The organism is Rhodospirillaceae bacterium (assembly GCA_040219235.1).
Lineage (GTDB): Bacteria > Pseudomonadota > Alphaproteobacteria > Rhodospirillales > Rhodospirillaceae > WLXB01.
Window position 1 is genome coordinate 53437 of sequence record JAVJSV010000007.1, and the last position, 25829, is coordinate 79265.

The following is a 25829-nucleotide window of genomic DNA, read 5'->3' on the forward strand; positions in this document are numbered from 1 at the left end:
GCTTCACCATAATAATGCTGAGAAAGGGCGTTGTTTTTGGCAACGCCCTTTTTCTTTGTGCAGCTAAGCTATTAAAGTCTTTTCCACAGCTTGTTGACGAGAGACATTGATAAGTCATGAAGAATGGCGATTCTTCCATAACCGAACTCATGCACGAGGCGGCGACATGCTTCAATGCAGGTGATTTGCCGGGTGCGCAGTCAGCCTGCGAACGCTTGATTGAAATCGAGCCCGGTCATCCTGACGCGCTCAATGTATTGGCAGTGATTGCCCGGGCAAACAAGAAGTGGGGCCGGGCTGAAGAGATTGCCAAAGAGGCTTTTGCTGTCAATCCAAACAGTGCGCGGCTTGCCAATACACTTGGCTTAATCTTTCTCGACCAGCGACGACTGAATGAAGCTATTGAGAGCTTTGAAACGGCTATAGGTTTGAATGATCAGCATAGCGGGTACCTGAGTAATTTAGGAAGCGCACTCCAGGCTGATGCTCAATGGGAAACCGCCAAGGATGCTTTTAGCCGAGCCCTAGTCATTGATCCGGTTTTTCGTGCCGCTTTGATTGGTCGTGCTTCCGTGGCGACAGATATGGGAGTTTTCGCAGAGGCCGTGACGGATTTGGCGCTCGCAAAAAAATCTGGCCCTCCTGATCCGGCTGTTGAAACGGGTTTTGCCAAGCTGTTCCTCGCTCAGGGTAACCTGGATGCGGCCTATACGGCATTTGATGCTGCCGTTGCGCTTACAGAGCACGTTGCAGATGCAAAGGTTAATCGTGGTCTCATTCGCATGATGCAAGGTCGGATACAAGATGGATGGGAAGACTATGCCTCACGCAGGTGGCGCAGATGGTCGCGCTCAGCATCACGTTATTCACATATACAACCTTGGAAAGGCGAGAACCTCTCTGGGAAGTCAATTCTGATATGGTGCGAGCAGGGTCTTGGCGAAGCCATCCTGTGCGCTTCATTTATCAACAAACTCACAGCCGAGGCAGAGCGTGTGACCGTTGAAGTTGATGCTCGTCTTGTATCCTTGTTTGAGAGATCTTTTCCTGCCGTAGAGATCGTCGCGCAAGGGACTGAAGCTATTGGCGAAGAAAATTCAATCGATATTCAGGCGCCGATTTTTGAGTTGATCGGGTACCGCTCATCCAACGCGTTGACGCAAGCTCCTGGGGCAGCCTTTCTCTGGCCAGATGAAGACCAAAAGGAAGCCTTTGCCATGGAGTACCGGGCCTTGGGCGGTGATAACCCCTTGGTTGGCATTTCGTGGGGAAGTCCTGCTGCTGCGACAGCCCGTCAAAAAAGTCTGCCTATCGATATTTTTGAGCCAATACTGAGGATACCGGATGTGACATTCGTAAATCTTCAGTATGGCCCAGCGCGCCATGAAATAGCTGAGATTGCCCAAAGTGTCGGTGCCAATTTGATTACCGATTCTACTGTTGATCTTGATGGGTCATTAGATTCTCCAGCAGCTCAAATTGCGGCGCTAGACCTTGTCATTACAGTGACGAACTCTACCGCGCATTTGGCTGGTGCGCTTGGCAAGGAAACATGGGTGTTAGTGCCTCCTTTAGGGCTGGGAAGCATGTGGTATTGGTTCACGGATATGGACAAAAGCCCATGGTATGCGTCTGTGACTTTAATGCGTCGAACGTTAGGGGCGGATACTCAATTCATGTCGCAAGTCACTATGCGCCTCAAGGCTTGGGTCGATCGGCGGTGCTAATAGTCGCTTCCTATTCGCTTCATCTTTCGTCAGTACGTCAGTTGGTGTACATCTTCGTTACAGAAACACTATGATCAAAATCGAGTAGAAAAATGGATAAACCCATTCGTACAGCTATTCTAGGTGCCAGCGGTTACACCGGAGCTGAACTGGTGCGTTTGCTTGCTGGCCATCCTAATGTCGTTATTACGGCATTAACAGCCGACCGCAAGGCTGGGCAAACATTGGGCAGCGTCTTCCCGCACTTGGCTTGGCTCGAACTTCCGGACTTGGTCACGATTGATGATGTGGATTGGGATGAAGTGGATTTTGTTTTCTGTGCTTTGCCTCACGGGACAACGCAGGATGTCATTGCCGATTTGCCAGGAGACAAAAAGATTGTTGATTTGTCGGCGGACTTTCGGCTGTCTGATGTCAGTCTGTACGATGATGTGTATGGCCACGCTCATCGAGCGCCTGCCCTTCAGGAAGAGGCGGTGTATGGCCTGACTGAGCATGCACGGGAGGCCGTCGCGAAAGCACGGCTTGTTGCTAACCCTGGATGCTATCCTACGTCAGCTCTCTTGCCGCTGATTCCACTCGTGAAGGCGGGAATGATTGATGCCGATGATATCATCATTGATGCAAAATCAGGTGTGTCTGGCGCAGGCCGTGCGCCGAAAGAAACATCTCTGTTTACTGAGGTCAGCGAAGGTATCCACGCGTATGGTGTTGGCTATCACAGGCATGCACCGGAAATAGAGCAAGAGCTCGGACGTGCGGCCCGGCGAAAAATTATTGTGAACTTTACGCCTCATTTGGTGCCCATGAACCGTGGCATTTTTTCCACCATTTACGTCCGAGGCGTTGACGGAAATGGGGCATCGGAAGTGCGTGCCAAGTTGGCGGAGACCTATAGCGGCGAGCCGTTTGTGAAGGTGCTGCCTGATGGTAGTATTCCGCAGACGCGGCACGTCCGTGGATCCAATCATTGTTTCATGAGTGTCACGGTGGACCGCTTAAAGGGCCGCATGATTATTTGCTCGGTTGAAGATAATTTGATCAAAGGAGCGTCAGGGCAGGCGATACAAAACATGAATGTGATGTATGGCTTGCCGGAGTCGACCGGGCTGACACAAGCGCCAATGTTTCCATAATGAGTTTGGCGGCCAAACCGACGATCGTGCCATGGAACGGGGTAAGGCCGACCATTGATGCAAGTGCCTTTATCGCATCCAATGCCACAGTCATTGGTGATACGCACATCGGAGCGGAAGCCAGCATATGGTTTAATGTCGTCTTGCGCGGTGATGTGAATTTTATCCGCGTCGGAGCGCGAACCAATATCCAGGATGGCACGGTCGTTCACGTGTCGTCTAAGGACCATCCAACCATTATCGGTGATGATGTTCTCATCGGTCACATGGCGATGATCCATGCGTGCACTCTTGAAGACCATTGCTTTGTTGGGATGTCGGCAACCGTTATGGATGGCGCTATCGTCGAGCAAGGGGCTATGGTAGCAGCAGGTGCGCTTGTTGCGCCTGGAAAGCGCGTGGCGACAGGGCAGCTCTGGGCTGGGACGCCGGCAAAATACATTCGTGATGTATCTGCTGAAGAAGCTGCGAGTTTTCCAACTCAAATCCAGCGCTATGTGGATCTGGGCCAGAAATATAAAGAACTCCTGAAGAATTAGGCGCGACCGTCATAGAACAATCATTGGCGGTCGTTCTATGACACGCTAGCATGCAACACGATTTGTATTTTGAGGAGTAACGTCCGATGAAACTCGGTCTCACATCTATCGCTGTTTGTGTGTTGAGTTTGGTGTATTTCCCTCAGATACAAGCTCAAGAACAATGTCCTCGCGGCACATTGGATTCTCGATACTGCGATAGAGATGGTGATCTCATTGCAGATTTGCCGTTAGAGGAAGATGATTGGCAAGATCCCTCTGCTTTAATTTTTTCATATACTCCCGTCGAAGACCCTGCTGTGTATGAAAAAGTATGGGCGGACTTTATCGCTCATTTGGAAAAAAAAACTGAAAAGCGGGTGATTTTCTTTCCCGTGCAGTCCTATGCCGCTCAATATGAAGCCATGCGATCAGGACGTTTGCATGTGGCGGGCATTAATACAGGCGGTACGCCTGTCGCTGTTAACTGTTCAGGGTTTGTGCCGTTCTCAATGATGGCGGGGGAGGATGGCGCTTATGGTTACGAAATGGAAATTATCGTACCTACAAATTCTGACATCCAAACTCCCGCAGACCTCAGAGGCAAAGCCCTGACTTTTACGTCTCCAACCTCAAACTCCGGGTTCAAAGCGCCGTCCGCGATTCTGAAGGCCGAATTTGGTCTTGTTGCAGACACAGACTTTGAAACAACGTTTTCTGGGAAGCATGACAACTCAATCTTGGGTGTCGCAAATGGTGATTATGAAGCGGCTGCTGTCGCCAACTCTGTGCTCGGGCGTATGCTGGATCGCGAAACGGTTGATCCAGGCACGCTTCGGTCTATCTACAAATCGCAGACGTTTCCAACGACGTCCTACGGGCATGCCTACAACTTGCATCCCGCAATAGCGGCCAAAATTCGCCAAGCCTTTTTCACCTTTCCTTGGGCAGGATCAGGTTTGGCTGAAGAGTTTGCAGAAGAGGACCGCTTCATCTCGATAAGCTACAAAACTGATTGGCAAGTGATCAGAACAATTGATAGCGCGTCTGATGTTTCCTATGACTGCCGTTAGATGATGGTGGTTTCAGTCAAAATGCTGGGTCTTTGCCAGTATGCCTAGCTTAAAACTTAAAAACTTGGTCAAGAGATATCCAACCGGTGATTTGGCGTTGGACGATGTTACGTTAGATGTGCCGGAAGGACAGGTTATGGCGCTTATCGGTCCTTCAGGGGCCGGCAAAAGTACTTTGATTCGATGTGTCAACAGGCTGGTTGAACCCACCAGTGGTGATGTCTTTCTCGGTGATCAAAACGTTACCAAAACGGGAGCCAGAAAATTGCGGCGTGTGCGCCGTCGCATGGGTATGATTTTTCAGGAATACGCTTTGGTAGAGCGGCTGTCGGTGATGGAAAACGTATTGTCGGGTCGCCTTGGCTATGTTGGGTTCTGGGCCAGTTGGTTTAGGCGTTTTCCACAAGATGATATCGGAAACGCTTTCAATTTACTGGAACGCGTCGGCCTTGCTGGCATGGAAGATAAGCGCGCTGATGCCTTGTCAGGGGGGCAGCGCCAGCGTGTTGGTATTGCTAGGGCGCTGATTCAAGACCCAGATATTTTACTTGTTGATGAACCCACGGCGAGTCTTGATCCCAAAACATCCCGGCAAATCATGCGCCTCATTACTGAACTGTGCACTGAACGCAGTTTGTCTGCTGTAGTAAATATCCATGATGTACCGCTCGCTAAACTGTTTGCTCAACGGGTTGTTGGTCTGCAACTTGGACGGATTGTTTATGATGGTCCAGCAGACGGCCTAACCCCCGATGTTCTGACTCAGATCTATGGGGAGGAAGATTGGACAGCCACGGACCAGAAACTGGGTGATGGCTCAAAAACTGGCGATGCAGACACTCCAGAACCCATAGAGATCAAAGAGTGACGGCGTCATTGCCTTCAATGGCTAATGTCCGGCGCACGACTTGGCGCCCGCAGCCATTGATCAAAAGCCCGAGACTGCGGTGGGTCTTGGCACTTGGTGCTGGGATTTATCTTGCAGTTGCAGTGGGTACGCTCGACATTGATTGGGCGCGTGTGGCGGAAGGTTGGCCGCGTGCGGAACGCTTCTTTGTCGGCTTCTTTCCTCCAGACTTTACGTCTCGTTGGGATGCCATCTTTGCCGGACTCATGGAGAGTCTTTGGATGACCGTTGCAGCCACTGTGCTTGGCATTCTTATATCTATTCCAGTTGCCGTTGGGGGGGCACGTAATGTTGCGCCATTGCCCGTGTATTATTTTTGCCGATCCATCATGGCTTTGTCGCGCACATTCCATGAAGTCTTGATCGCGATCTTTTTTGTGAAACTGTTTGGTTTCGGGCCATTTGCCGGATTGATGACGTTGACGTTTGCCACGCTCGGTTTCTATGCGAAACTCTTATCCGAAGACATTGAGAGTATTGATGTGGCGCAGGCCGAGGCTATTCGTGCGACTGGTGCAAGTTGGTTGCAATGGCTGAGCTACGGTATTCAGCCACAAGTGCTACCACGCGCAATTGGCCTGGCTGTTTATCGTCTTGATATTAACTTTCGCGAGTCTGCCGTGATTGGAATCGTTGGCGCAGGCGGTATAGGTGCAACGTTAAACACAGCCTTTGACCGTTATGAGTTTGATACGGCGGCTGCGATACTGCTGATCATCATTGGTATCGTTATGTTGGCTGAGTACACGTCAGGCATTATTCGCCAGAAGGTTCAGTGATGGCGGTCTTACAAAGCAAAGATGGCCCAATCTGGCGCAAAAGAACAACACAAGCAGATTTCAGTGTCTGGTTTTGCTGGCTGCTTGGCGTGGCTGCCGTTTCCGCTTGCTTTTACTTCATCTCAGATAAAACCATATGGGTCTTTGTGTTGAGCGCTCCTCAGGAGGCGGCAGACCTTGGCAGTCGTATGGTGCCGCCGGATTGGGCTTATAGTTCTCAGTTGTGGCGGCCTTTGTGGGACACTTTTAACATCGCCACCCTAGGCACAATACTCGCCATTGTTGCATCTATACCCGTCGCGTTTTGCGCGGCGCGCAATACCACACCCAGTAAAGTTTTTGTTCGTCCCGTTGCTTTGTTTATCATCGCCTCCTCGCGGTCTATCAATTCGTTGATCTGGGCACTTTTACTGGTGGTTATCGTGGGGCCTGGTGTTTTCGCCGGTGTCCTGGCTATTGCGTTCCGCTCCATCGGGTTTTGTGGAAAGCTCTTGTATGAAGCCATTGAGGAAATTGACGTCTCCCCTGTTGAGGCCGTCACAGCCACCGGTGCATCGTCGGCTCAGACTCTGACATATGGCGTTGTGCCGCAAGTGATGCCTGCCTTTGCTGGAATCTCCGTGTTCAGATGGGACATCAATATTCGTGAGTCCACAATCCTCGGTCTTGTTGGTGCAGGGGGGATCGGCCTTCAGTTAAGTGCGTCCATCAACAACCTGGATTGGTCGCGTGTGGCGGTTATTCTGCTCGCGATTTTAGTCTCGGTGATTGTCTCAGAGTGGCTGTCGGCGAAAATCCGCAACGCCTTAACCTAAGTGCGATCAGCAGCCTAGTTTGCACGGGCTTTGCAATAAGCCCCCGGCGCATCCTCGATCACTTTGAGGCCACCCTTGCCAGGAACACGCGCCTTAATCTTTTTGCCGGACTGTGGCTTCAACCACGCATCCCAATCAGTCCACCAAGACCCGGCATGCTCTGTGCTGTCTTTGAGCCATTTCTCAGCAGATTTTGGGTTTTTAGAATTGGTCCAATAACAGTACTTACCGGCAGCTGGCGGATTCACAACGCCAGCGATATGGCCCGACGCTGATAGCACAAAGCGAACCTTGCCCTTAAGCAGTTGCGTTGCGGCATAAGTGGATACCCAAGGCGCTATATGATCTTCCTTGCAGGAAATCATGTAGGTCGGCAGGTCGATTGTGCTGAGATCAATAGGTACGTCGTCTAGAGTAATGCCACCCGGTTTCACCAGGTTGTTTTCGAGATACATGTTGCGCAGATAAAAACTATGCATCGCCTTAGGCATGCGGGTGGAGTCTGAATTCCAATACAGTAAGTCAAAGGGGAAAGGGTCTTTGCCGAGCAGATAATTGTTGACGACAAAAGACCAAATCAGATCATTTGATCGCAGCATGTTGAAGGTTGCGGCCATATCAGCCCCTTCAAGAAAGCCACCGCTTTCATCCATACGTTTCTCTAAGCCCACGACCTGACCTTCATCAATAAAGACCCTTATGTCGCCGACTTCGCTGAAATCCGTCAGTGCGGTCATTAATGTTGCCGTTTTGACGCTCGTGTCGCCTTTGGCTTTAAGGTAGGCCAGCGCCGCCGACAGCAACGTGCCGCCAATGCAGTAGCCGGTAACGTGCACCTTGTTGACTTGACAGGCCGTTTTTACGGCTTCAATTGCGCCAATTGCGCCTTCCAGCATGTAGTCTTCGAACGACTTGTTACCGAGGGTTTCATCCGGATTTACCCAGGAGATAACAAAGGTGGTGTATCCCTGGTCCGTCGCCCATTTCACAAGCGAATTCTTCTCGCGTAAATCCAGGATGTAATACTTGTTAATCCAGGGCGGCATGATCAGCAGTGGCGTTGAATACTGCTGTTCTGTTGTTGGCTCGTATTGGATTAATTGAATCAGATCATTCTGGAAGACGACTTTGCCCGGCGTTACAGCAACGTTTACACCAATCTCAAACGCCTCTTCATCTGTCATCGAAATCCGAAGCTTGCCTTTGCCCTTCTCAAGGTCATCAAGCATATTCTCCAGACCCTTAATAAGGTTCTCGCCGCCGCTTTCCGCAGTGGCCCGCAACACTTCCGGATTTGTCATCGCAAAATTGGTTGGGGCAATCGCGTCCGCGAACTGTCGTGTATAGAAATCGACTTTGCGCGCTGTCTGAGGATCTAAGCCTTCGACATCTTTCACAGTTGCATTCATCCAGCGCGAGGTCAGAAGGTACGACTGCTTTATGAAATCAAAAACTTCGTTTTCCTGCCACGTTTCATCTTTGAAACGACGATCCCCTTTTTCGGGCTCAATCACGGGTTCTGTTTCTTCACCTAGCATCTTCAAGGTGGTGTTGCGCCATAACGCGATGTAGTCATTCCAGAGGTTGACCTGAGCTTCCACAAACTGAGAGGGGTCCTGCATCATTTTCTGGCTGAGTTCTAGAAAGGCAGCCCCAATATGAGCCGATTCGCTCATATCCATTGCCTCACCAGATGCATTGCGGGCTATGAAACCTGAAACCAGCCGTTGAGAGCGCTCGGCGATACTGGCCATGGTTTGAGCCATATCCACATCCGCCTCTGTTGAGGTCTGGTTTTTGCCGTCTTCAGTCATGGTGATTTACTTCTCGGTACGTGAATGAGCGCTATGTTTTCCAAAATTAAGGTCCGGAGAATGACCAAAGACTGGGCCAGATACGCTAAATTCCAAGCAGCGCCTCACTTTGGTCGCTTTGCGTTAGCTTACCTTTAAAGGTTTTTTTCCGGTCGAAGTCAGGGTATGGAATAGGCGGAATGACCATGGTTGTCCAGGGCGTTGGCTAGGGATATCCCTCAAAATTCTACGCGTGTAAGCTACACAAAATTTTTCCGGATTAACGCCGGAGTTTGAGATGAAGAAGTGAGGCTATTCATGGATGCAGCTTTTGATAATCGCGCCACTGAAAACAGTCCTGGCGTTTCGCCAGCGCTCACCCGTTGGTTGGCTCCGATCCTGTTATCACTGGCGCTATCTGCATGCTCCACGGTGACTGATGTCTGGGAAGGCACCACAGCTGCCGTAGGAAGTGTTTTTTCCAGCGATGATGATGAATTTGCAGATGATTCTACAGCCGGTTTTCCAGATCTAGCGACCGTGCCAGAAGGTGCATCTACACAGGGTGCCGCAGCCGAGCGCGCTGCTGCGACTGAAGGTCTTATTGCAGACCGAGCGCAAGCCCAATACACGGAGCAGGTTAGGCGTCGTGAACCCGTTGCGGTCAGGCCGCTTCAGGATAGTGCTGCCGCCGAGAGTCAGACGAGCAATGAGCCGCCGCCGCCAACAGCCGTGCCCGCAGCTCCGGTCACCCAAGTAGAAACTGTGCCGAGAAACCGACCTTCACTGGCTGAACGTCTGGGCGCAGCGCCGCCTCCGCCGCCGCCTGCATCAGCTGAGAGCGCACCACCGCCGCCTCCTGCTCCCCCAGTTCCAGGCCGTGCAGGAGCAACCACAGAAACGACGCTGGTTACGCCATCCACCACGATTATTGGTAGTGATCGTGGTGAGGCTACCCCCCAAATGGCAGCGGTTCCCAACGCCATGTCCGCTTATGATCCCTCCGCTTATCGGGTTTCAACACATATCACGACGGTGACATTCCCACGCGGAAGCAGCAGCCTTACAGCGGCTGACCGCCGCGCCTTGGATGAGGTGATTAAGCTGAGAGAGCAATATAATGGCGTTATCCGGATAGTTGGTCATGCCTCCAGCCGAACCCAGGATCTTGATCCTTTGCGGCATAAACTCGCGAATTTCCGGATTTCTCTCAATCGCGCGAATTCAGTGGCAGAGGCTCTGATGGCCAAAGGTTTGCCCGCAGACCGTTTGTTTGTTGGTGCGGTGTCTGACAACGAACCGCTGTATTATGAGGTTATGCCGGCCGGTGAGAGCGGAAATCAACGCGCTGAGATCTATCTTGATTACTAACGCCTCCAAAACGACTCAGTAACGCCAGAAAATTACCTCAGAGCGGACTGAATCTATAGATTAAGTCCTCGCCAGCACAGGATCAGGGCTGTAAAACTGATCTCTTAGACTAACGCACCTCTTTTTTTACTCTAGCCATATAAGAATCTCATGCCCCAAGAATTTCATCGTATTAAGCGCCTCCCGCCCTATGTGTTTGCAGAAGTGAACGCTATGAAGGCTGCGGCGCGTGCGGCCGGTGAGGATATTATCGACCTTGGTATGGGGAATCCCGATCTGGCTACACCGCCGCATATTGTTGATAAGCTGTGTGAGGTGGCAAGAGACCCAAAAGCGCACAGATACTCAGCATCTGCCGGGATCAAAGGTCTACGAAAGGCGCTGTCTGCTTATTATGAACGCCGGTTTAATGTGTCTATTGACCCGAATTCAGAATGCATCGTGACCCTCGGGTCGAAAGAAGGGCTAGCCAACCTGGCCTCTGCCATGACCAGCCCCGGTGATACGGTTTTGACACCCAATCCGAGCTATCCCATTCATCCGTTCGGCTTTATCATTGCGGATGGCTCTGTTCAGCATTTGCCAGTTATTCCTGATGAGAATTTTCTGCAGGCTTTAGAACAGGCAGTTACGCACAGTGTGCCTAAACCCGTTGCGCTTATTTTGAATTATCCGTCTAACCCAACTGCGTTGGTTGCGGATTTGGATTTTTATGCTCAGGTGGTCGATTTTTGCCGCCGTCATGAAATCTGGATTTTGTCTGACCTGGCGTACTCCGAGATTTACTTCGATAACAATCCGCCACCCTCCATTTTGCAGGTGCCAGGCGCAAAAGAAATTGCTGTCGAATTTACCTCCATGAGCAAGACTTACAGTATGCCAGGATGGCGTATAGGTTTTGTTGCCGGAAATAAATTTTTGATTGGTGCCCTCACGCGTATCAAATCCTATCTGGATTATGGAGCCTTTACGCCAATCCAGGTGGCTGCCGCGGCAGCCCTGAATGGACCGCAAGATTGTGTTGAGGAAATTCGGCAAATCTACAAAGGACGTCGTGACGTCCTCATAGAAGGTTTTTCGCAGGCCGGATGGGATATCCCATCGCCACCGGCCACAATGTTTGCGTGGGCTCCTGTGCCAGCAGCATTCCAGCACCTTGGCTGTATGGGGTTTTCGAAACTTCTTCTTCAACATGCCCAAGTCGCAGTCTCACCAGGAACGGGGTTTGGCGAAAACGGCGAGGGCTTTGTCCGCATCGCACTCGTGGAAAACAAACATCGCATCCGACAGGCCATACGCAGTGTCAAACTGTTCATGGCGGATGCCGATAAGATTATTGAAGCTGCTGAAAAAGAGGCCGCACAAAAAGACAAGGCTATGGCATGAGTGATCCCCTGAAAGTCGCAATTGCAGGTCTTGGCACTGTCGGTGTTGGAACTATAGAAGTTCTAACCCGCAATGCAGATCTCATTGCAGCTCGATGTGGGCGTCAGATAGTAGTCACAGCTATTTCTGCGCTGAACAAAGACAAAGATCGTGGCATTGATTTGTCGTCTTATCGTTGGTTTGACGACCCAATAGTCATGGCGGTCGAAGCAGATGCTGATGTTATCGTTGAACTCATAGGGGGGTCGTCAGGCACGGCTCTCGACCTTGCACGTGCTGCTTTTAAAGCTGGCCGGCACGTTGTCACAGCCAATAAAGCGCTGGTGGCTGAAGTGGGTACAGAACTCGCTATAAGCGCGGAAAAAGCGGGCAAGACCCTTGCTTATGAAGCTGCTGTTGCAGGCGGTATTCCAATTATTAAAGCGCTACGAGAAGGTTTGGCCGGGAACGATATCAAACGTGTTATCGGAATTCTTAATGGTACGTGTAATTACATCTTGAGCACCATGGAGGACTCCGGGCGTGATTTTGCAGATGTCCTGAAGGATGCACAAGATTTGGGCTACGCTGAAGCAGACCCTAGTTTCGATATTGATGGTGTTGATGCCGCTCACAAACTCGCCATTCTTGCAAGCTTGTCTTTCGGGACCAAGGTGAGTTTTAAAGATGTGTATGTTGAGGGCATTCGGACGATCTCTGCCATCGACTTTACCTATGCCAGGGATCTTGGTTATCGCATTAAACTCCTCGGCCTTGCCGGTAGAACGGAAGATGGTGTGTATCAGCGAGTTCATCCCTGCCTTATTGACGAAGAAGGTCCTTTGGCTTCTGTAGACGGTTCATTTAACGCCGTCATCGCGGAAGGGGATTTTGTTGGCCGCTCCGTCTACGAAGGGCGCGGGGCCGGTGCCGGCCCGACAGCATCTGCCGTGGTTGCTGATATTATTGATATAGCTGCTAAACGGTTTACGCCCCCGCTTGGGGTGCCTGCTGAGAAGCTGACCGCGTTAAAACCAGTCACAATTGATCAGCGCCACGGCGCTTTCTACCTTCGTCTTAAAGTGGTTGATCGCACCGGTGTTTTTGCAGATATCGGTGCGACTTTTCGTGACCATAATATCTCAATGGAATCGATCCTGCAGCGGGATCACGATGACGACGGCAATGCTTATGTTGTCATTATTACGCACGCGGTGAAAGAATTAGATCTGCGCGCGGCCTTGGCAACGCTGGATGCTAATGCAGCAATGGTCGAATCCCCACAGGTTATTCGTATTGAAAATGTATGGGGCGAGTGACATTCGGCGAGGGATATTTGATATGCCCTCTAGCGTCCCATAAATCGGCAATTTGACTCTGGGTGTAGACCAGTTAGAACCAGGATATCTGGTAAGTCTGAGAGGTATCATGTCACTACAACTTGATAGCAGCTTCAATAATGTACTCGAGCGGAATCTTGCGCTTGAAACGGTTCGCGTCACAGAAGCTGCGGCTTTATCGGCATCGCGTCTTATGGGACGCGGTGATGAAAAGGCGGCAGATCAGGCTGCGGTGGATGCCATGCGTCAGGCGCTGAACAGCCTCAACATCGACGGGACCGTCGTGATCGGCGAAGGTGAGCGTGATGAAGCCCCCATGCTCTACATTGGTGAAAAAGTGGGCAGCGGCGAAGGTCCCAAGATTGACATTGCACTTGATCCGCTAGAAGGCACGACGATTACCGCCAAAGGTGGCCCTAATGCACTCGCTGTTATCGCTATGGCGGAGGCCGGCAACTTCCTAAATGCGCCAGATGTTTACATGGATAAAATTGCTGTCGGTCCGGGGTTGCCTCCCGGGGTCGTCGACATTGACAATGACGCTGCAGACAACCTCAAGTCTCTCGCAATGGCCAAAGACTGTGATGTCTCTGACCTTGTTGTTTGTATTCTTGACCGGCCCCGACATGAAGAACTTATAGCTCGCGTTCGGGAGGCGGGCGCGCGCATCATGTTGATCTCTGATGGTGACGTATCCGGTGTTATTGCGACCGCTGAACAGGAAAGTGGTGTTGATATGTACATCGGTTCTGGTGGCGCACCTGAGGGTGTTCTTGCTGCGGCTGCGTTACGGTGTATTGGCGGCCAGATGCAGAGCCGTTTGCTCTTCCGTAATGAGGATGAAAAAGCGCGTGCTCGGAAGTGGGGGATTGAAGACCTGGATCGCAAGTACTCGATGCTCGATATGGCAAAGGGCAATGTCATGTTTGCAGCAACCGGTGTCACCAGTGGAGCGATGCTGAAAGGTGTGCGGCTTTTTTCTGGTGGCGCGATTACGCATTCACTGGTCATGCGTTCAAAATCGGGAACCGTTCGCTACATCGAAGCGCATCATCGTTTCGAAGGTGAGGATGCCCTTTAGGCACAGATGTCTGACGTTGCGTCACCTCTTACAACCTGCTTGGGTGTGGAACACTCTCTGCAAGGGCGTGTTTGGCAAACTGCAGTTCCTGACGAATACGGCATTAAAGATTTAGCAAGAACCTTGCAGTTGCCAGATGCGGTCGCCCGTATTCTTGTTGCGCGCGGTTTTACAGCAGAGACAGCAGAGCCGTTTCTAAATCCAACCTTGAAAGCGCTGATGCCAGACCCCTCCATTTTAGCGGGTATGGATTCTGCTGTCACACGGCTTGTTTCCGCAATACAGACTAATCAAAAGATAGTCGTTTTCGGTGATTACGATGTAGATGGTGCAACCTCATCCGCAATATTGATTCGATTTTTCAGGTCGTTAGGTGTTTCCGTTGGAAGTTATATCCCGGATCGCATGAAAGAAGGCTATGGCCCGAATACACCTGCTTTATTAAGGCTGCGCGAAGAGGGGGCAGATATTGTCATTACGGTAGACTGTGGCATCACCGCTTATGAGCCGTTAGCGGCTGCTGCTGACGCTGGCTTGGATGTGGTCGTTATAGATCATCATAAGGCCGAGTCAGAGCTGCCTATTGCGGCGGCGATTGTAAATCCCAACCGATTAGATGATAGCAGCGGGCAGGGTCACCTCGCGGCAGTCGGTGTAACATTTTTAGTTCTTGTTGCGCTTAGTCGTCGCTTGCGTGAACTCGATTGGTACAGCCGATCTGACAAGACTGAACCAGATTTGCGCACATTATTAGATATTGTAGCTTTAGGAACGGTCTGCGATGTCGTTCCACTCAAAGGGCTGAACCGCGCTTATGTGAATTATGGTCTTTCCGTTATGGCGCGCGGGAAAAACATTGGCCTTGTTGCACTCGCCAATGTGGCCGGGCTTAAAGAGGCCCCGAGAGCCTTTCACCTTGGTTATATGTTAGGGCCCCGAGTTAACGCTGGCGGGCGCGTTGGCGAAGCGCAACTAGGAACGCGACTATTGGTCAGCGAAGATCCAGATGAGGCCGCTGTTCTAGCTATGCGACTTAACGAATACAATGCCGATCGCAAAGACATTGAAGCCGCTGTTCTGGTTGAGGCCATTGAGCAGGCTGAGAGTATTGAAGAGCCGGACGCGCATGTTGTTTTTGTTGCCGGACAGAATTGGCACCCCGGCGTGATTGGGATTGTCGCCAGTCGTCTACGTGAACGCTATGATTTGCCAGCGTGCGTGGTTGCCCTTGATGGCGGCATGGCTAAAGGTTCCGGTCGTTCTGTGCCAGGTGTTGATCTCGGACAAGCGATCCTGGCTGCCCGAGATGCTGATTTGCTATTCAATGGTGGTGGCCATGCTATGGCGGCAGGATTCACCGTAGAAGTCGATAAACTGGATGCTTTTAAAACCTTTCTCGCAAAACATATTACGGATCAGGTTGCCGAGGGCGGTCGATTACCGTCCTACACAGTCGACGCCATCGTGGCTCCAAGTGGGGCAACGATAGATTTGGTAAAGCGTCTCTCAAGCATGGAGCCATTCGGTGCTGGAAACGATGAACCCAAGGTTGTGGTATCCGCCGCGCAGATCGTTAAATCCGACATTGTTGGCAACGGTCATGTCCGATGCATCGCAACGGGCAGTGATGGCGGTCGTTTAAAAACAATCGCTTTTAACTGTACCGACTCAGAACTTGGATACGCTCTACTTAATACTCAGGGTCGGTCTATTCACCTCGCAGGGAGCCTTCGGGAAGATACGTGGCAAGGACGCTCAGACGTTCAGCTAGTGATCGAGGATGCAGCTTGGGTTGCTTGAATCGGGTCTAATTTTAGGTATGGATAAATCAGTCAACAATGTGGCAACAACGCTTGTGGTAGTCCGTTGACACCCTGCACACTGCATGCCACTTTCCGCTCATAGGGCCCTTAGTTGCGGCCTTCCGCCACTTTAACAGGGGGACTATTTCAATGGTCAAAACGATCCAACTTATCGGTGCTGCCGCATTAGCAATGGGCTTATCAGTCGGCGCTGCCCAGGCACAATCAGGTGATTTCCACCCCGCCAACATGCGCTGCTTGGATTATGTAAATGGCCAAGGCGATAGCGCAACCAACAAGGGCCGCTCTGATATCGCCAGAATTTGGGTCTTGGGATATCTAACAGGCAACTATTCTGGCCAAGAGAAACTCAAATGGACGGATGACTCAGACGCTGAAAAAGATGCTGTGAATGCTATTCTTTCTAAATGTCGCGAGAATCCAGAAGTTACGTTGCTCACAGTGTCTGAATATGTTGCGTCTGATCGCCGCAGGGATTTGCCTAGCACGCTCAGTAATGATTTCAATCCACAAACCTACATGTGTGGAGATTATGCTGACGGGCGTACAGGTGCAGCAACTGACATTTTGAAAGCCGATATTGCAGACGTCTGGGCTTTCGCTTTTGTACAAGGCTACGTCAATACGAAAGATTCAGAATTATTGATTCCGGTTGAGAACAAGCCAGCGATTACGGGCGCAATAGCGAGTAATTGCTCTAAAAACAGAGAGTTCTCATTTTTTGATCTCACGGCTGCGGTCGCGCCCATGGTAACACCAAAGTAAGTAGCCATCAGCAATAATGACGTTGCAAAGGCCCGCTATAAGCGGGCCTTTCGCTTATGGGTATAGGCGTTAAGATCGTTGTGAAAATCAGTCTAGGGGTGGGGTGGTGTTGCCATCGCCCAAGGCCAACTGCATGAGTACACTGTCAATCCAACGCTCAAATTTGCGGCCAGTTGAGGGAAGGGCACCAATGACTTTAAAACCCAGTTGGCTGTGCAGAGCAATTGATGCTGAGTTTGCGGAGTCTCCAATGACAGAGATCATCTGCCGGTAGCCAAGTTTCGTCGCGCGTTCAATAAGGGCGGACAGCAAAAGCCTCCCGATACCACGTCCAAGGAAGTCCTTATCCACGTAGACGGAGTCCTCAACCGTATATCGATATCCGGGTCTGGTTCTGTAACGGCCAGCATAGGCGTAACCAACAACTTTGCCATCGAGTTCGGCGACCAGATAGGGAAGGTTTTGTTTAGCTAAGTCCTTATAGCGTTTGAGCATTTCGGCATAATCCGGAGCCACAAACTCAAAGGTCGCTGCGCTGGTTTCTACGTAATAGCCATAAAGTGCCGCGATATCTCTGAAGTCATCAGGATTCGCATCACGGATTTTGCCGACGAATCCGCTTTGCGGATGGGCTGTAGGACTAACCATTTTCTGCACTAACCATCATTTTCTGCGCTCTAACGAAAACAAGACCTCAAGGCTGCCCACAGTAGCTATGCGTAGTGGTGTCCGCAGACCAAAAGGGTTTTTACCCACTGGCGACGACCCTTGCAATGCACTGGCTTAAGAGATTGGGCTTTCAAAGGTGGGTCTTCAAGAAGGTCCCTATTTAAGAGATACGCTTTACCCCGCATTTCTCGCATTTCTAGACTTGCACGAACGCTCAGGAGCCGTTAGAAACGCGCTTCTTATCTGGGTCCCCTTCGTCTAGAGGCCTAGGACACCGCCCTTTCACGGCGGCGACAGGGGTTCGAATCCCCTAGGGGACGCCACCGCTTTTTTACAGCATTGATCTAGTTCACTTTTTTCCACTTTTTGTCCCACCGCAGAAACAATGGTAACAGGTGGGACTTTTTCTTTGATCAAATGCATCTCTTGCAGTGCCATGCGCTTTCGGTCTGCTGCCTTCGTATAGTGTTCCGCTTCAGCAAGAGTATCCCAACCACCAATGGCCTGAATCTGTGAAGCCGTCGCGCGTAAACGGTTTGCCTTGTGCTGTCACCAAATAGGTCAGGTGACCTGATGCCGTAGCGTCTAAGCTTTCTTTCAGGTCCGGCTAAATCAGCCCGTCGCAACTTCCTCTACCTTGATCTTCCCCGCTTGCAACTTGACTGCAGGGCCCGGCTTATTGCTGATGATGGCTGTAAACTCGTCTGTCGAGCGCCTCAACGATGCGGTCTGTGGTTTACCGTGCGGGACCACAAATCGCGCGAACAGTTCGAAAGATCTAAGCGATGCTGCGTGATCGGCCCAGTCCTGTGTCGGTATCAGATAGCAACCAATTTCGCCGACAGAGTCTTGCAACTCCTTAAGGTAGGCTTGCGCACGATCTGGTGTGCCGATGATCACTGAGCCGCTTTCGTTTAGATGATCGATTGTCGTGTCGAGATCGTCGTCTGGTGAGACATGGCGAGCGCCGGTCGCATGCATGAACCCTACGAACTGGCGCAGTCCGAACGCAACTTCGCGACGTGCCTCTGCGTCTGTGGGGGCGAGGTGCATCCTTGGGCCTGCCAGGCGCCAGCCCTTGCGACTCACCGTCGTCCCGGACTCTGCAGCTTTCTGTTCGGCGATTCCCCAAGCATCTGCAAGCCGTTGCGCGCCGCCATTAGCCAGGAGGCCGAGGGAAAGCATGCCGAGGCCAAAACGGCCAGCGAGGGTTGGGCCTGTCGATGATGATAACGATGACACGACGATCTCGATCGGTTGATCCTGGTAAGGTCGTAATTGCAATCTACCCTTATTGACAGTGAACCAGTCGGCCTGACGGTCGATGGGTTCGTCGGAGGTCAGCAGGGCATGAATGGTCTCGAGCGCCTCTTCATGGCGCTCCTTCAGAGAATCCGGATTCAATCCCATCATCGGAGCGTCAACTTGAGGACCACCGGGGCCGGTTCCAAGAATGACGCGACCCTTTGATAGATGATCAAGTAAGACGATGCGATCCGCGAGCATGAGCGGGTGGTGAAAGGGGAGTCCTGCAACACCCGTGCCCAAGCGGATACGCGTGGTCCGCTGACTGGCCGCCGCGATAAAGGTTTCCGGAGACGCGATGTACTGCCAGCCAGAGCCATGGTGCTCTCCGAACCATGCTTCGGCATAGCCGAGCCCCTCTAGGTGCTCGACCAAATGTAAATCACGGTGAAGGGCGAGGGTCGGGTCGTCGTCGGGACGATGGTTAGGCGTAATGAAGGCTCCAAAGCGCATGTCAGCATCCTTATCTTTTTGCCATTGAGGGGCGTTAGCTTCTTAAGCCGTAGCGTCTTCCAGTGCCTCTATGGACACAAGTGCCGTCGCAGCGGATTTAAGACTAACCCTTAGGTATTGACTGAATCCCAATTGCAAAACTCTCTCCTCAATTTGAGGTACTAATTAGTTCAACAGATTAATTAAACACTCTTTCTGCAGAGACTCCTGAATAGAAATACCTTTTCTATTCGCATTGCGTGCACCTAACAATTTGGTATCCATGATGCAAAGCACCTTTCGATGGGCCAGTAATCAGTCAGATTTAAATGCATCTATCAATTTGGCTAATATGACTTTCATGGACAATGCATTCTCACTTAACGAACGGAAAGAATCGATCAGAGGGTCTTTGTCCCGCTTTCATTTCGCTTGGGGCGAGGCCCGGTACTTTCATATTGAATTCGTCCGGCGCCCATACCACATCATCCCCCATCCAACGTGCCGTGAAGCTTATGCGCTTCGCATCCGATTCATTGGGTGAGGCTCCATGGATCGTATATGGATGATGAGCGCATCTCCGGCCTTGAACGTCCAGGTTATGTCCTTGACCATTCCGTCCTTCAGTGAGGCGAAAAAATCCGGGAGTTGCTCATAGCTATCAGCCAGCTGGTTGTCAGATGTGATCGTGGGCGGACGATACATGACTTTTCGTTTATGACTTCTCATGATGCCTTTCAAAGGACTCACATTTGTGGAAATGGGAAATGCGGTAGCGAGACCGCAAGCCTTACTGTCAGGTCAGTTAGATCTGATCGAGCTGTAACCTCAGATTCCATGGCGGAAATAACGAATGCCGGATACAACGTCCAAGTGCACCCGCGACCCAGGTTTTGTCACTTGCAATGCCCAATGCAGTCCGAGAAAACTCCCCATTGAACTCACCGGATGTTCGCTGAGCGCTCAATTTTGCCGTCGACCGCTACGCAATTGCTGAGCATATTTATGGCGGCCTGGTCGACGTCTCCAGTCAAGGGGCTGTTAAAGGCACGGTCGGATTTAATTCTAATCTTGAACCATTCCCCTACGATCCTTACGAGGCGCGCCGTTTGCTCGCCAAAGCTGGTTACCCAAACGGATTCAATTTTACGATCGCTTTTTTACAGGCCGATGGCCAAAGCAGTGAAGTGGCCTACCAGAAGGTTGGGCAAGACCTATCGGAAATAAGTGTCTTCACTGAGGTGAGGGCTATGGCCGCTCGCGAGTTTTTACGACGGTTTATGAGCAGTGACTGGGAGTCGTACGATGCGTCCACGCTTCTTTGGAACAGCGAGCCATCACGCGATGCGGGTCGTGCACTAGAATATTTCTCGTGTTTGAGACCACAAGCATTCTTTTGCGATGAAGACGTTGCTCAGATGATCCTTAAGAGCCGCTCTGAAACTGATCCCGAAGCGCGCAAAGGTAACTTGGAGCATGTCATGGAGCGCATGCAGGCATTGGCGCCAGCGATTTGGCTCAACAACATGGCGCAAATCACCACTAGCAGTCCGAATCTGGAAAACATAAAACTCGGGACGAATGGACTCAGGTTCGAGGACATCGTGCTTAAACCCTGAACTGAGAAATAAATCATAGTATTCCAGCATCGAGGGAATGGAGTTCGATCAAAACACGAGTCATTGCGATGCAATAGATACGAAGCGAACCTAACAGCATTATCGAAGCAATATAGCTTCAATTTTCCACTAGGGTTTTTGGAGCATGCTCAAGTAAAAAGTCTCTTATGCAATTTCAAGACTTCGCTAAAGATCAATCATGGAGTATGCGGGTGGAAGAACTATCAAAAACCTTTACCCTGCTTCACCTTGAACTCCTGTTGGCTATGAAAAAATTTATGCTAACATGATGGGCCGATTAATAACTAACGGTCCGTAGTTTCGTCGCCCGTCCCAGAGTTTCTTCGGCTCCATACTTATTTGGTGTAGGTCTCCGCCTCACCGGAATTAACCATCCAAAAATGGTCATCAGATCTTCATCACTTATTCCGGCTTCGGCAGCAAATGTCGCACCTGTTGTTCTTAGGCCGTGTTCCGAGTAACACGGCAAGCCAGCGTCACCATTGGCTAATTTTAAGCCAGAGCCGATTGCAATGCTTCACGTTGTGCGACGGACATTAATGAGAGTTGAGACTCTGTGAAGGCTACGACCTGATCAGGATAAAGGGCCGCGAGTAATTCCGGTTGCAAACTTTCGATCTGCAGCGGTGTCAGGGCACCAATTTGTACTGGTGTCATCGCACTGAGTTGTGCACCTGTCAGGTTGCGGACGCGGCTAACCGCCATCGCGCTGATCTGAGTTTCTGACAGCAGCTTGATTTGCGTGGTGGTCATGGCGGCGATCTGCCCACCTGTTAACCCCGCAAACTGGTCGAAGGATAAGGCATTGAGTTGTTCGCCGGTCAGACCCTTAACGCCAGCGGCCGCGAGATTAGCAAATTGCGTCGGCGCAATTGCAGTGATCTGGTCAAGCGTAAACGAGGATACCTGTAATTGTGTCAGCGCTTGCATTTGGGTTCGTGACAACACATCGAGTTGAGCCGGCGTGAAGCTCTTGATTTGAGAGGGTGTGAACGCCGCGATTTGACTTGGTGAAAAGGCGGTCATTTGTAGGGCGCTAAAAAGCGAAATATGCTGGGCTGTAAATCCCTTTATTTGGACAGTCGTGAGACTGGCGAGTTGGGTTGGCCGGAGAGATTCAACTTGTTCTGCGGATAAGCTAGCGATCTGCTGTGCTGATAGTCCCCTTAGTCCAGATGCCGAAAATGACTCAACCTGTGTCGCTGTGAGTGCTGCAATTTGCGACGCGGTAAATACGCCGGTCTGGATGTGCGTTAGGCTGCGCGCTTGTAATACGGTCAAACTCGCGATTTGACTTGCTGATAACCATTTCGACTGTCCCGCCGTCAAGGCGGCCATTTGGGGTCCTGTTAACGCAGTGAAATGTGATTGAGGCAGCGTACTCAATTGCGCTTGGTTCAAGCCCTTGATTTGAAGTGCAGTCAAAGCGCTTATTTGGCTGGTCGTCAGAGCAGCAAGAAAATGTGTGTCTAGGGTGCCAATCTGAGAAACCGTAAACGACCGTATTTATGTGCTTGAAAATGTCACAATCTGGTTGGGCGTAAAGGCGTTCAATTGTGCAGGGGTCAGGGCCGATAGCTCGACCGGCGTCAATGCGGCAATACGAGCGGGCGTCATGGCACTAATTTGTTGGGCGGTAAGACCTTTAACCCAGCCTGCGCTCATTGCCGATAATTGGCTGTGGTAAAGGAACTGAATTGGACTTCCGAAAGGACCGAGATTTGCTCAGACGTTAATCCTTTAACCTGCGTGGTGGTCAGCTTTGAGATCTGCGTCGGTGACAGAACGGCGAATTGATCTGATGTGAGTGTTGCGATTTGTGTAACGGTCAAACCATTCAACTGCGCTGGCGTAAAAGCCGCGACCTGTGAGGGTTGGAATGCTTGGATTTGTGATGTCGTCAGTGCCGAAATTTGGCTCGGCATCAGGGCCGCGAGTTGCGACGGCGTAAAGGCAGCTAGTTCTTCCGGGGCTAGGCCCTTGATTTGATGCGGCGTCATTGCAGCTATTTCCGTCGCACTGCGGTAATCGCTCTGGGCGACCAGCAATATCCCCAGTTGGTTTTCTGCGAGCGTGGATGTTTGGCCAGCGATGGGCGACGCAATTGTCGACCCGCTGGTGCCAGAACCCAGCATGGTGGCAAGAATGAGGTCGTAATTTGATGTGTCAGAAGAGTATCCATGCGGCACGGTTGACGAAGGCGCTTGTGGCATCGACGCAACGATACTGAGGTCTGTCATGGGGCGACCAATGTTAAGGGCCATAGGATCGTATTGAAGAATACAATCCCGCCCGCCGCGAACCATCGCGTGGGACCCGCATAAACAAGCAATTTTTATGCCACACATATCTGGCTTAAATTGCCTTCAAACCATATCGAAAAGCGAGCTCTAGATTGCCATAAAGCTTATCGTACGGCAAAAATTACCCGGTCGATCGGCAAAAACGTAAGAAAATTCTCTTACCCAGACCCTACTCAATATCATAATGTCCCACTCACTGGTGCTCACAGTTGTCCCCCTCAGGCGCAGTTAGCCATTAATATTTTCATCCTTTTTTATGACCATGTACTGCTCTACGGTTAGTGTGAGAGTGAGCACGCGATATCGTTCTGTACCGAAATTGAGTGAAGTGGAAATGCTTTGGCTGAAGAACCCCTTTATGTAAGGCACCTCATTAGCCGTGTCGCCGGCTTAGGGGCCGGAACGGGAGCTAAAACCCTAATTGTTGGATGTGCGCCAGCCATCCAAGGCGTTGTTCAACATGTTAACGAACTCAAAGCGCAGAGCTTTGTCGATGTTGTTGAGATTGCACCAGGTGATCTAGCAAAGACTGAGCCAATAGCGGTTGAAGCTGAGGTGCACGCAGTTCTCATCGCCGCGATCAGTTCCCAAACTATGATCAAACTTGGCAATATATGCGGTGCTTACAAGGATTCAGGTATCCCGGTGGTTATCGTCACGGGGTGGCCCCCGCCGACAAACGCCGAAAAGTTTCGTTTTGAATCTTCTAAAGGCGGCAACCTCACCGTTCCAGCTATGTTTGATTTAGTAGCTCTTTATTGTAGAGGAATCCAGGGCGACATCCTGGAGTTTGGTTCCTTCCAGGGTTTTACGTTGCAATGCGCGTATCACGCCTTCAAGAGGCGGCAACCCCACAACAAGCGGCGGTTCATTTCCTTTGACTCCTTCGCGGGTATAGTCGGGTCTAAAGACGATGAAACATTCTCTGATGGAACGTACGCTGCATCAGAAAAAAGTTTTAGGTTCGCGAACTTTTTAGCCGATGTTCCAGAAGAACCTGTCCTAACCGTCGAGGGGCCTTACGATGTTACGCTTGCTAAAGATATAGACACTACGCGGAACAAAATTGGCCCGACAAAAGCTGCGCTTGTCCATATCGATTGTGATGTGGAAGTTCCTGCCAAACTCGCATTAGATTTTGTCACACCTTATTTGCAGCAAGGCACGTTGCTGATGTTTGATGAATACGATGCCCAGTATGCCGACAACACATTGGGAGAGCGCGCAGCACTAAGACGATGGCTCGAAGAGAACCCCGAGTTTGAAGTCGAGCATTACCGCTCGTACCACGTCTCGGCCCGGTCCTTCATCGTTCATCGCAAATCTGCGTAACGCTCATAGTTAAACCGGTAACGTCATGCCCAGCCATCGACCGAGTGCTAAAGCTGGGGTTAGCATCATGCCTGGGGCAAACACGGCTCCCAAAGTTGCACCACTGCCCAGAACTTCTCCTGCCGCATAAAGATTCGGTATTACGTCGCCCTGTTCATTGAGAACGCGCATCTCGTCATCAACCACAATGCCGACAGATGACGTTGCTGAACTGCCAAGATGGATGATGGCATAGTAGGGACCGCTCTCAATCTTGCGTGGCATGTATTCCCGACCTAATGAGTCAGTTCCGGAGGTTACACTCTCATTATAAGCGCTGACTGTTTTTACTAAGCCAGCCGCATCTAAACCAGCTTTGACTGCCAACTCTTCCAGAGTGTCTGCCTTATGGAACATGAGGTGGCTATTAAAGTGCTCCATCATCTGTTCGCGGGTCCAGCGCGCCATACCAAGGGGGGCGGTCCGCAAGATTTGATCATCAAACACAATAGCGTATCGAAATTTGTCCTGTTTCACGAGCGCGGAGGCCCGCGTTTCCGCCATTGGCTCATCTTCTCTGATGAAACGCTCCCCGGAATTATTGACCCAAATTTCCCACGGAGGCCGTTGTAGCGGGTTGGTATCGAAGCGCGCATAAAATTTCGCAGGGAATGTGTCGCTCGTTAACACAGAACCTGTGCCAGCCCGATGAAGCTCCTTGCCACGTAAGGCAGCGCCGACTGACGTCGCGAGTTCCAGTCCTTTACCTTGGTTGCTCGGATAAGATCCAACAGCGTAGGCCGGCTGGCCAACTAAATCCTCAAATAACTCAGGGTTCATAGCATAGCCACCGGTCGTGATGAGTACATGTCGCCCGCGATACGTATGCTCGCCGTCAGCTGATTGAGCTTTAACGCCCTCAACAGCGCCATTGTCTGTTGTCAGCAGGGCCGTCACTTCCGTGTTGAGTTGTGTCACGACCCGGCCACTGGCGAGCTCAGGCTCTAGTTCTTTAACCACAGCGGCCAATATGTCGCGCCCTTCATTTTCACCCCAGATGTAGCGGGCCGTTCTATAGGTCGGACGTCCCGGATCAGAACCAGTGACGGGATGGTCGGGCAGGGGTGTCAGGCCATTATCAATCAGCCAGTTAATTGTATCTGGTGCGTTATCGGTGGTGCGGCGAACAACCTTAGGGTCAGCAAGCCCGCCGGTGATGCGCATCACATCTTCATAGTGAGCCTCTGGGCTATCGATGATGCCTTTGGCCACTTGCGCGCGTGAGCCACCCGCACTCACTTGGCCATTGGCGAGGTGCAACGTTCCGCCAACAGACTCAGCTGCATCAATCAGTAATACTCTAGCCCCGCGACGAGATGCAAAAATAGCAGCGGGAAGGCCAGCCGTTCCGGCACCTACAATGATGTAATCCCAGCTCACAGATTCGTTCTTCTGAGCTAATACAGAGGAGGTGCCTGAGGCGACCGTGGCTGCTGCTGCCGTGCCGATAAAGGACCGTCTCTTCATAATAGCCTTCCATTTCTTAAATTCACACCAGTCTGACCAAGATTCTGGCAAGACCTGCAATTCGTTAAATTTCGGTACGGATTATGGTGTCAGATAGCAAGAACGTCCAGGTTAATAGCGGCTATGATTACATCTTGCTCACAGAACGA

General features: G+C 51.1%; 20 protein-coding genes, 1 tRNA gene and 1 pseudogene. 16 read left to right on the forward strand and 6 right to left on the reverse strand.

The annotated features are described in order from the left end of the window. Window positions 1–116 precede the first annotated feature (116 nt). From RIC29_02440 to phnE (RIC29_02470), 7 genes are all read left to right on the forward strand, one after another. The gene (locus RIC29_02440; protein MEQ8733754.1) at window positions 117–1727 is read left to right on the forward strand and encodes a tetratricopeptide repeat protein; all 1611 of its coding nucleotides are present in this window, start codon (window positions 117–119) and stop codon (window positions 1725–1727) included. A 92-nt stretch (window positions 1728–1819) separates the two neighbouring features. After that, on the forward strand, window positions 1820–2863 hold the full coding sequence (gene argC, locus RIC29_02445) for an N-acetyl-gamma-glutamyl-phosphate reductase (GenBank protein MEQ8733755.1): 1044 nt from the start codon (window positions 1820–1822) through the stop codon (window positions 2861–2863). Then, window positions 2863–3402, forward strand: a complete 540-nt coding sequence (locus RIC29_02450) for a gamma carbonic anhydrase family protein (protein MEQ8733756.1) — start codon at window positions 2863–2865, stop codon at window positions 3400–3402. Before argC ends, RIC29_02450 begins: the two co-directional genes overlap by 1 nt. Before the next feature lie 86 nt (window positions 3403–3488). Further along, window positions 3489–4454 carry a phosphate/phosphite/phosphonate ABC transporter substrate-binding protein gene (gene phnD / locus RIC29_02455; protein ID MEQ8733757.1) on the forward strand — a complete coding sequence of 322 codons (966 nt, stop codon included), beginning with the start codon at window positions 3489–3491 and terminating at the stop codon, window positions 4452–4454. Window positions 4455–4494: 40 nt separating this feature from the next. Next, on the forward strand, window positions 4495–5322 hold the full coding sequence (gene phnC, locus RIC29_02460; protein MEQ8733758.1) for a phosphonate ABC transporter ATP-binding protein: 828 nt from the start codon (window positions 4495–4497) through the stop codon (window positions 5320–5322). Next, complete coding sequence (gene phnE / locus RIC29_02465) at window positions 5319–6140, forward strand: phosphonate ABC transporter, permease protein PhnE (GenBank protein ID MEQ8733759.1); 822 nt, start codon at window positions 5319–5321, stop codon at window positions 6138–6140. Before phnC ends, phnE (RIC29_02465) begins: the two co-directional genes overlap by 4 nt. Further along, window positions 6140–6955 (forward strand): phosphonate ABC transporter, permease protein PhnE, encoded by an 816-nt coding sequence (gene phnE, locus RIC29_02470; protein ID MEQ8733760.1) that lies wholly within the window; start codon window positions 6140–6142, stop codon window positions 6953–6955. Before phnE (RIC29_02465) ends, phnE (RIC29_02470) begins: the two co-directional genes overlap by 1 nt. 14 nt (window positions 6956–6969) lie before the next feature. Here the strand turns inward: phnE (RIC29_02470) and phaC are convergent, their stop codons facing one another. Further along, window positions 6970–8769: a class I poly(R)-hydroxyalkanoic acid synthase gene (gene phaC / locus RIC29_02475; protein ID MEQ8733761.1), complete on the reverse strand. Its 1800-nt coding sequence runs from the start codon at window positions 8767–8769 to the stop codon at window positions 6970–6972. A gap of 297 nt (window positions 8770–9066) precedes the next feature. Here phaC and RIC29_02480 point away from each other — a divergent pair, with 297 nt between their 5' ends. From RIC29_02480 to RIC29_02505, 6 genes are all read left to right on the forward strand, one after another. Beyond that, a complete protein-coding gene (locus RIC29_02480) occupies window positions 9067–10119 on the forward strand; it encodes an OmpA family protein (protein MEQ8733762.1) in 1053 nt (350 codons plus the stop codon). A 150-nt stretch (window positions 10120–10269) separates the two neighbouring features. Then, window positions 10270–11505: an LL-diaminopimelate aminotransferase gene (locus RIC29_02485; GenBank protein ID MEQ8733763.1), complete on the forward strand. Its 1236-nt coding sequence runs from the start codon at window positions 10270–10272 to the stop codon at window positions 11503–11505. Beyond that, the gene (locus RIC29_02490) at window positions 11502–12803 is read left to right on the forward strand and encodes a homoserine dehydrogenase (protein MEQ8733764.1); all 1302 of its coding nucleotides are present in this window, start codon (window positions 11502–11504) and stop codon (window positions 12801–12803) included. Before RIC29_02485 ends, RIC29_02490 begins: the two co-directional genes overlap by 4 nt. 109 nt (window positions 12804–12912) lie before the next feature. Next, entirely contained in the window at window positions 12913–13905 is a 993-nt protein-coding gene (gene glpX / locus RIC29_02495) for a class II fructose-bisphosphatase (protein ID MEQ8733765.1), read from the forward strand. A gap of 6 nt (window positions 13906–13911) precedes the next feature. Continuing rightward, window positions 13912–15705, forward strand: a complete 1794-nt coding sequence (gene recJ, locus RIC29_02500; protein MEQ8733766.1) for a single-stranded-DNA-specific exonuclease RecJ — start codon at window positions 13912–13914, stop codon at window positions 15703–15705. Window positions 15706–15857: 152 nt separating this feature from the next. Next, the gene (locus tag RIC29_02505; GenBank protein MEQ8733767.1) at window positions 15858–16493 is read left to right on the forward strand and encodes an HdeA/HdeB family chaperone; all 636 of its coding nucleotides are present in this window, start codon (window positions 15858–15860) and stop codon (window positions 16491–16493) included. An 87-nt stretch (window positions 16494–16580) separates the two neighbouring features. Here RIC29_02505 and RIC29_02510 read toward each other — a convergent pair whose 3' ends face one another. Further along, on the reverse strand, window positions 16581–17141 hold the full coding sequence (locus tag RIC29_02510) for an N-acetyltransferase family protein (protein MEQ8733768.1): 561 nt from the start codon (window positions 17139–17141) through the stop codon (window positions 16581–16583). A gap of 268 nt (window positions 17142–17409) precedes the next feature. Between RIC29_02510 and RIC29_02515 the strand changes: the two genes are divergently transcribed. Then, window positions 17410–17485 (forward strand) — tRNA-Glu (locus RIC29_02515). A gap of 289 nt (window positions 17486–17774) precedes the next feature. Here the strand turns inward: RIC29_02515 and RIC29_02520 are convergent. Then, window positions 17775–18920, reverse strand: coding sequence for an LLM class flavin-dependent oxidoreductase (locus RIC29_02520; protein ID MEQ8733769.1), 1146 nt, complete (start codon window positions 18918–18920; stop codon window positions 17775–17777). A gap of 950 nt (window positions 18921–19870) precedes the next feature. On the opposite strand from RIC29_02520, the pseudogene RIC29_02525 reads away from it, so the two are divergent. Further along, window positions 19871–20518: pseudogene (locus tag RIC29_02525) on the forward strand (ABC transporter substrate-binding protein). A 513-nt stretch (window positions 20519–21031) separates the two neighbouring features. Here the strand turns inward: RIC29_02525 and RIC29_02530 are convergent. Beyond that, a complete protein-coding gene (locus RIC29_02530) occupies window positions 21032–21877 on the reverse strand; it encodes a hypothetical protein (GenBank protein MEQ8733770.1) in 846 nt (281 codons plus the stop codon). Window positions 21878–22200: 323 nt separating this feature from the next. Continuing rightward, window positions 22201–22845 (reverse strand): hypothetical protein, encoded by a 645-nt coding sequence (locus RIC29_02535; GenBank protein MEQ8733771.1) that lies wholly within the window; start codon window positions 22843–22845, stop codon window positions 22201–22203. 336 nt (window positions 22846–23181) lie between these two features. Here RIC29_02535 and RIC29_02540 point away from each other — a divergent pair, with 336 nt between their 5' ends. Further along, window positions 23182–24174, forward strand: a complete 993-nt coding sequence (locus RIC29_02540) for a hypothetical protein (protein ID MEQ8733772.1) — start codon at window positions 23182–23184, stop codon at window positions 24172–24174. Between the two features lie 9 nt (window positions 24175–24183). On the opposite strand, the gene RIC29_02545 is transcribed toward RIC29_02540, so the two are convergent. After that, window positions 24184–25680, reverse strand: coding sequence for an FAD-dependent oxidoreductase (locus RIC29_02545; protein MEQ8733773.1), 1497 nt, complete (start codon window positions 25678–25680; stop codon window positions 24184–24186). Window positions 25681–25829 lie beyond the last annotated feature (149 nt).

Bases quoted from the DNA above. Each gene is read 5' to 3' on its own strand.
- RIC29_02490 (MEQ8733764.1), top strand. From the start codon at position 11,502: ATGAGTGATCCCCTGAAAGTCGCAATTGCAGGTCTTGGCACTGTCGGT.
- RIC29_02520 (MEQ8733769.1), bottom strand. From the start codon at position 18,920: ATGCGCTTTGGAGCCTTCATTACGCCTAACCATCGTCCCGACGACGAC.
- RIC29_02480 (MEQ8733762.1), top strand. From the start codon at position 9,067: ATGGATGCAGCTTTTGATAATCGCGCCACTGAAAACAGTCCTGGCGTT.
- phnC (MEQ8733758.1), top strand. From the start codon at position 4,495: ATGCCTAGCTTAAAACTTAAAAACTTGGTCAAGAGATATCCAACCGGT.
- phnD (MEQ8733757.1), top strand. From the start codon at position 3,489: ATGAAACTCGGTCTCACATCTATCGCTGTTTGTGTGTTGAGTTTGGTG.
- RIC29_02510 (MEQ8733768.1), bottom strand. From the start codon at position 17,141: ATGGTTAGTCCTACAGCCCATCCGCAAAGCGGATTCGTCGGCAAAATC.
- RIC29_02535 (MEQ8733771.1), bottom strand. From the start codon at position 22,845: ATGGTTCGCGGCGGGCGGGATTGTATTCTTCAATACGATCCTATGGCC.
- RIC29_02440 (MEQ8733754.1), top strand. From the start codon at position 117: ATGAAGAATGGCGATTCTTCCATAACCGAACTCATGCACGAGGCGGCG.
- glpX (MEQ8733765.1), top strand. From the start codon at position 12,913: ATGTCACTACAACTTGATAGCAGCTTCAATAATGTACTCGAGCGGAAT.
- argC (MEQ8733755.1), top strand. From the start codon at position 1,820: ATGGATAAACCCATTCGTACAGCTATTCTAGGTGCCAGCGGTTACACC.
- RIC29_02545 (MEQ8733773.1), bottom strand. From the start codon at position 25,680: ATGAAGAGACGGTCCTTTATCGGCACGGCAGCAGCAGCCACGGTCGCC.
- RIC29_02505 (MEQ8733767.1), top strand. From the start codon at position 15,858: ATGGTCAAAACGATCCAACTTATCGGTGCTGCCGCATTAGCAATGGGC.
- phaC (MEQ8733761.1), bottom strand. From the start codon at position 8,769: ATGACTGAAGACGGCAAAAACCAGACCTCAACAGAGGCGGATGTGGAT.
- phnE (MEQ8733760.1), top strand. From the start codon at position 6,140: ATGGCGGTCTTACAAAGCAAAGATGGCCCAATCTGGCGCAAAAGAACA.
- RIC29_02485 (MEQ8733763.1), top strand. From the start codon at position 10,270: ATGCCCCAAGAATTTCATCGTATTAAGCGCCTCCCGCCCTATGTGTTT.
- RIC29_02530 (MEQ8733770.1), bottom strand. From the start codon at position 21,877: ATGGCCGCCTTGACGGCGGGACAGTCGAAATGGTTATCAGCAAGTCAA.
- RIC29_02450 (MEQ8733756.1), top strand. From the start codon at position 2,863: ATGAGTTTGGCGGCCAAACCGACGATCGTGCCATGGAACGGGGTAAGG.
- recJ (MEQ8733766.1), top strand. From the start codon at position 13,912: ATGTCTGACGTTGCGTCACCTCTTACAACCTGCTTGGGTGTGGAACAC.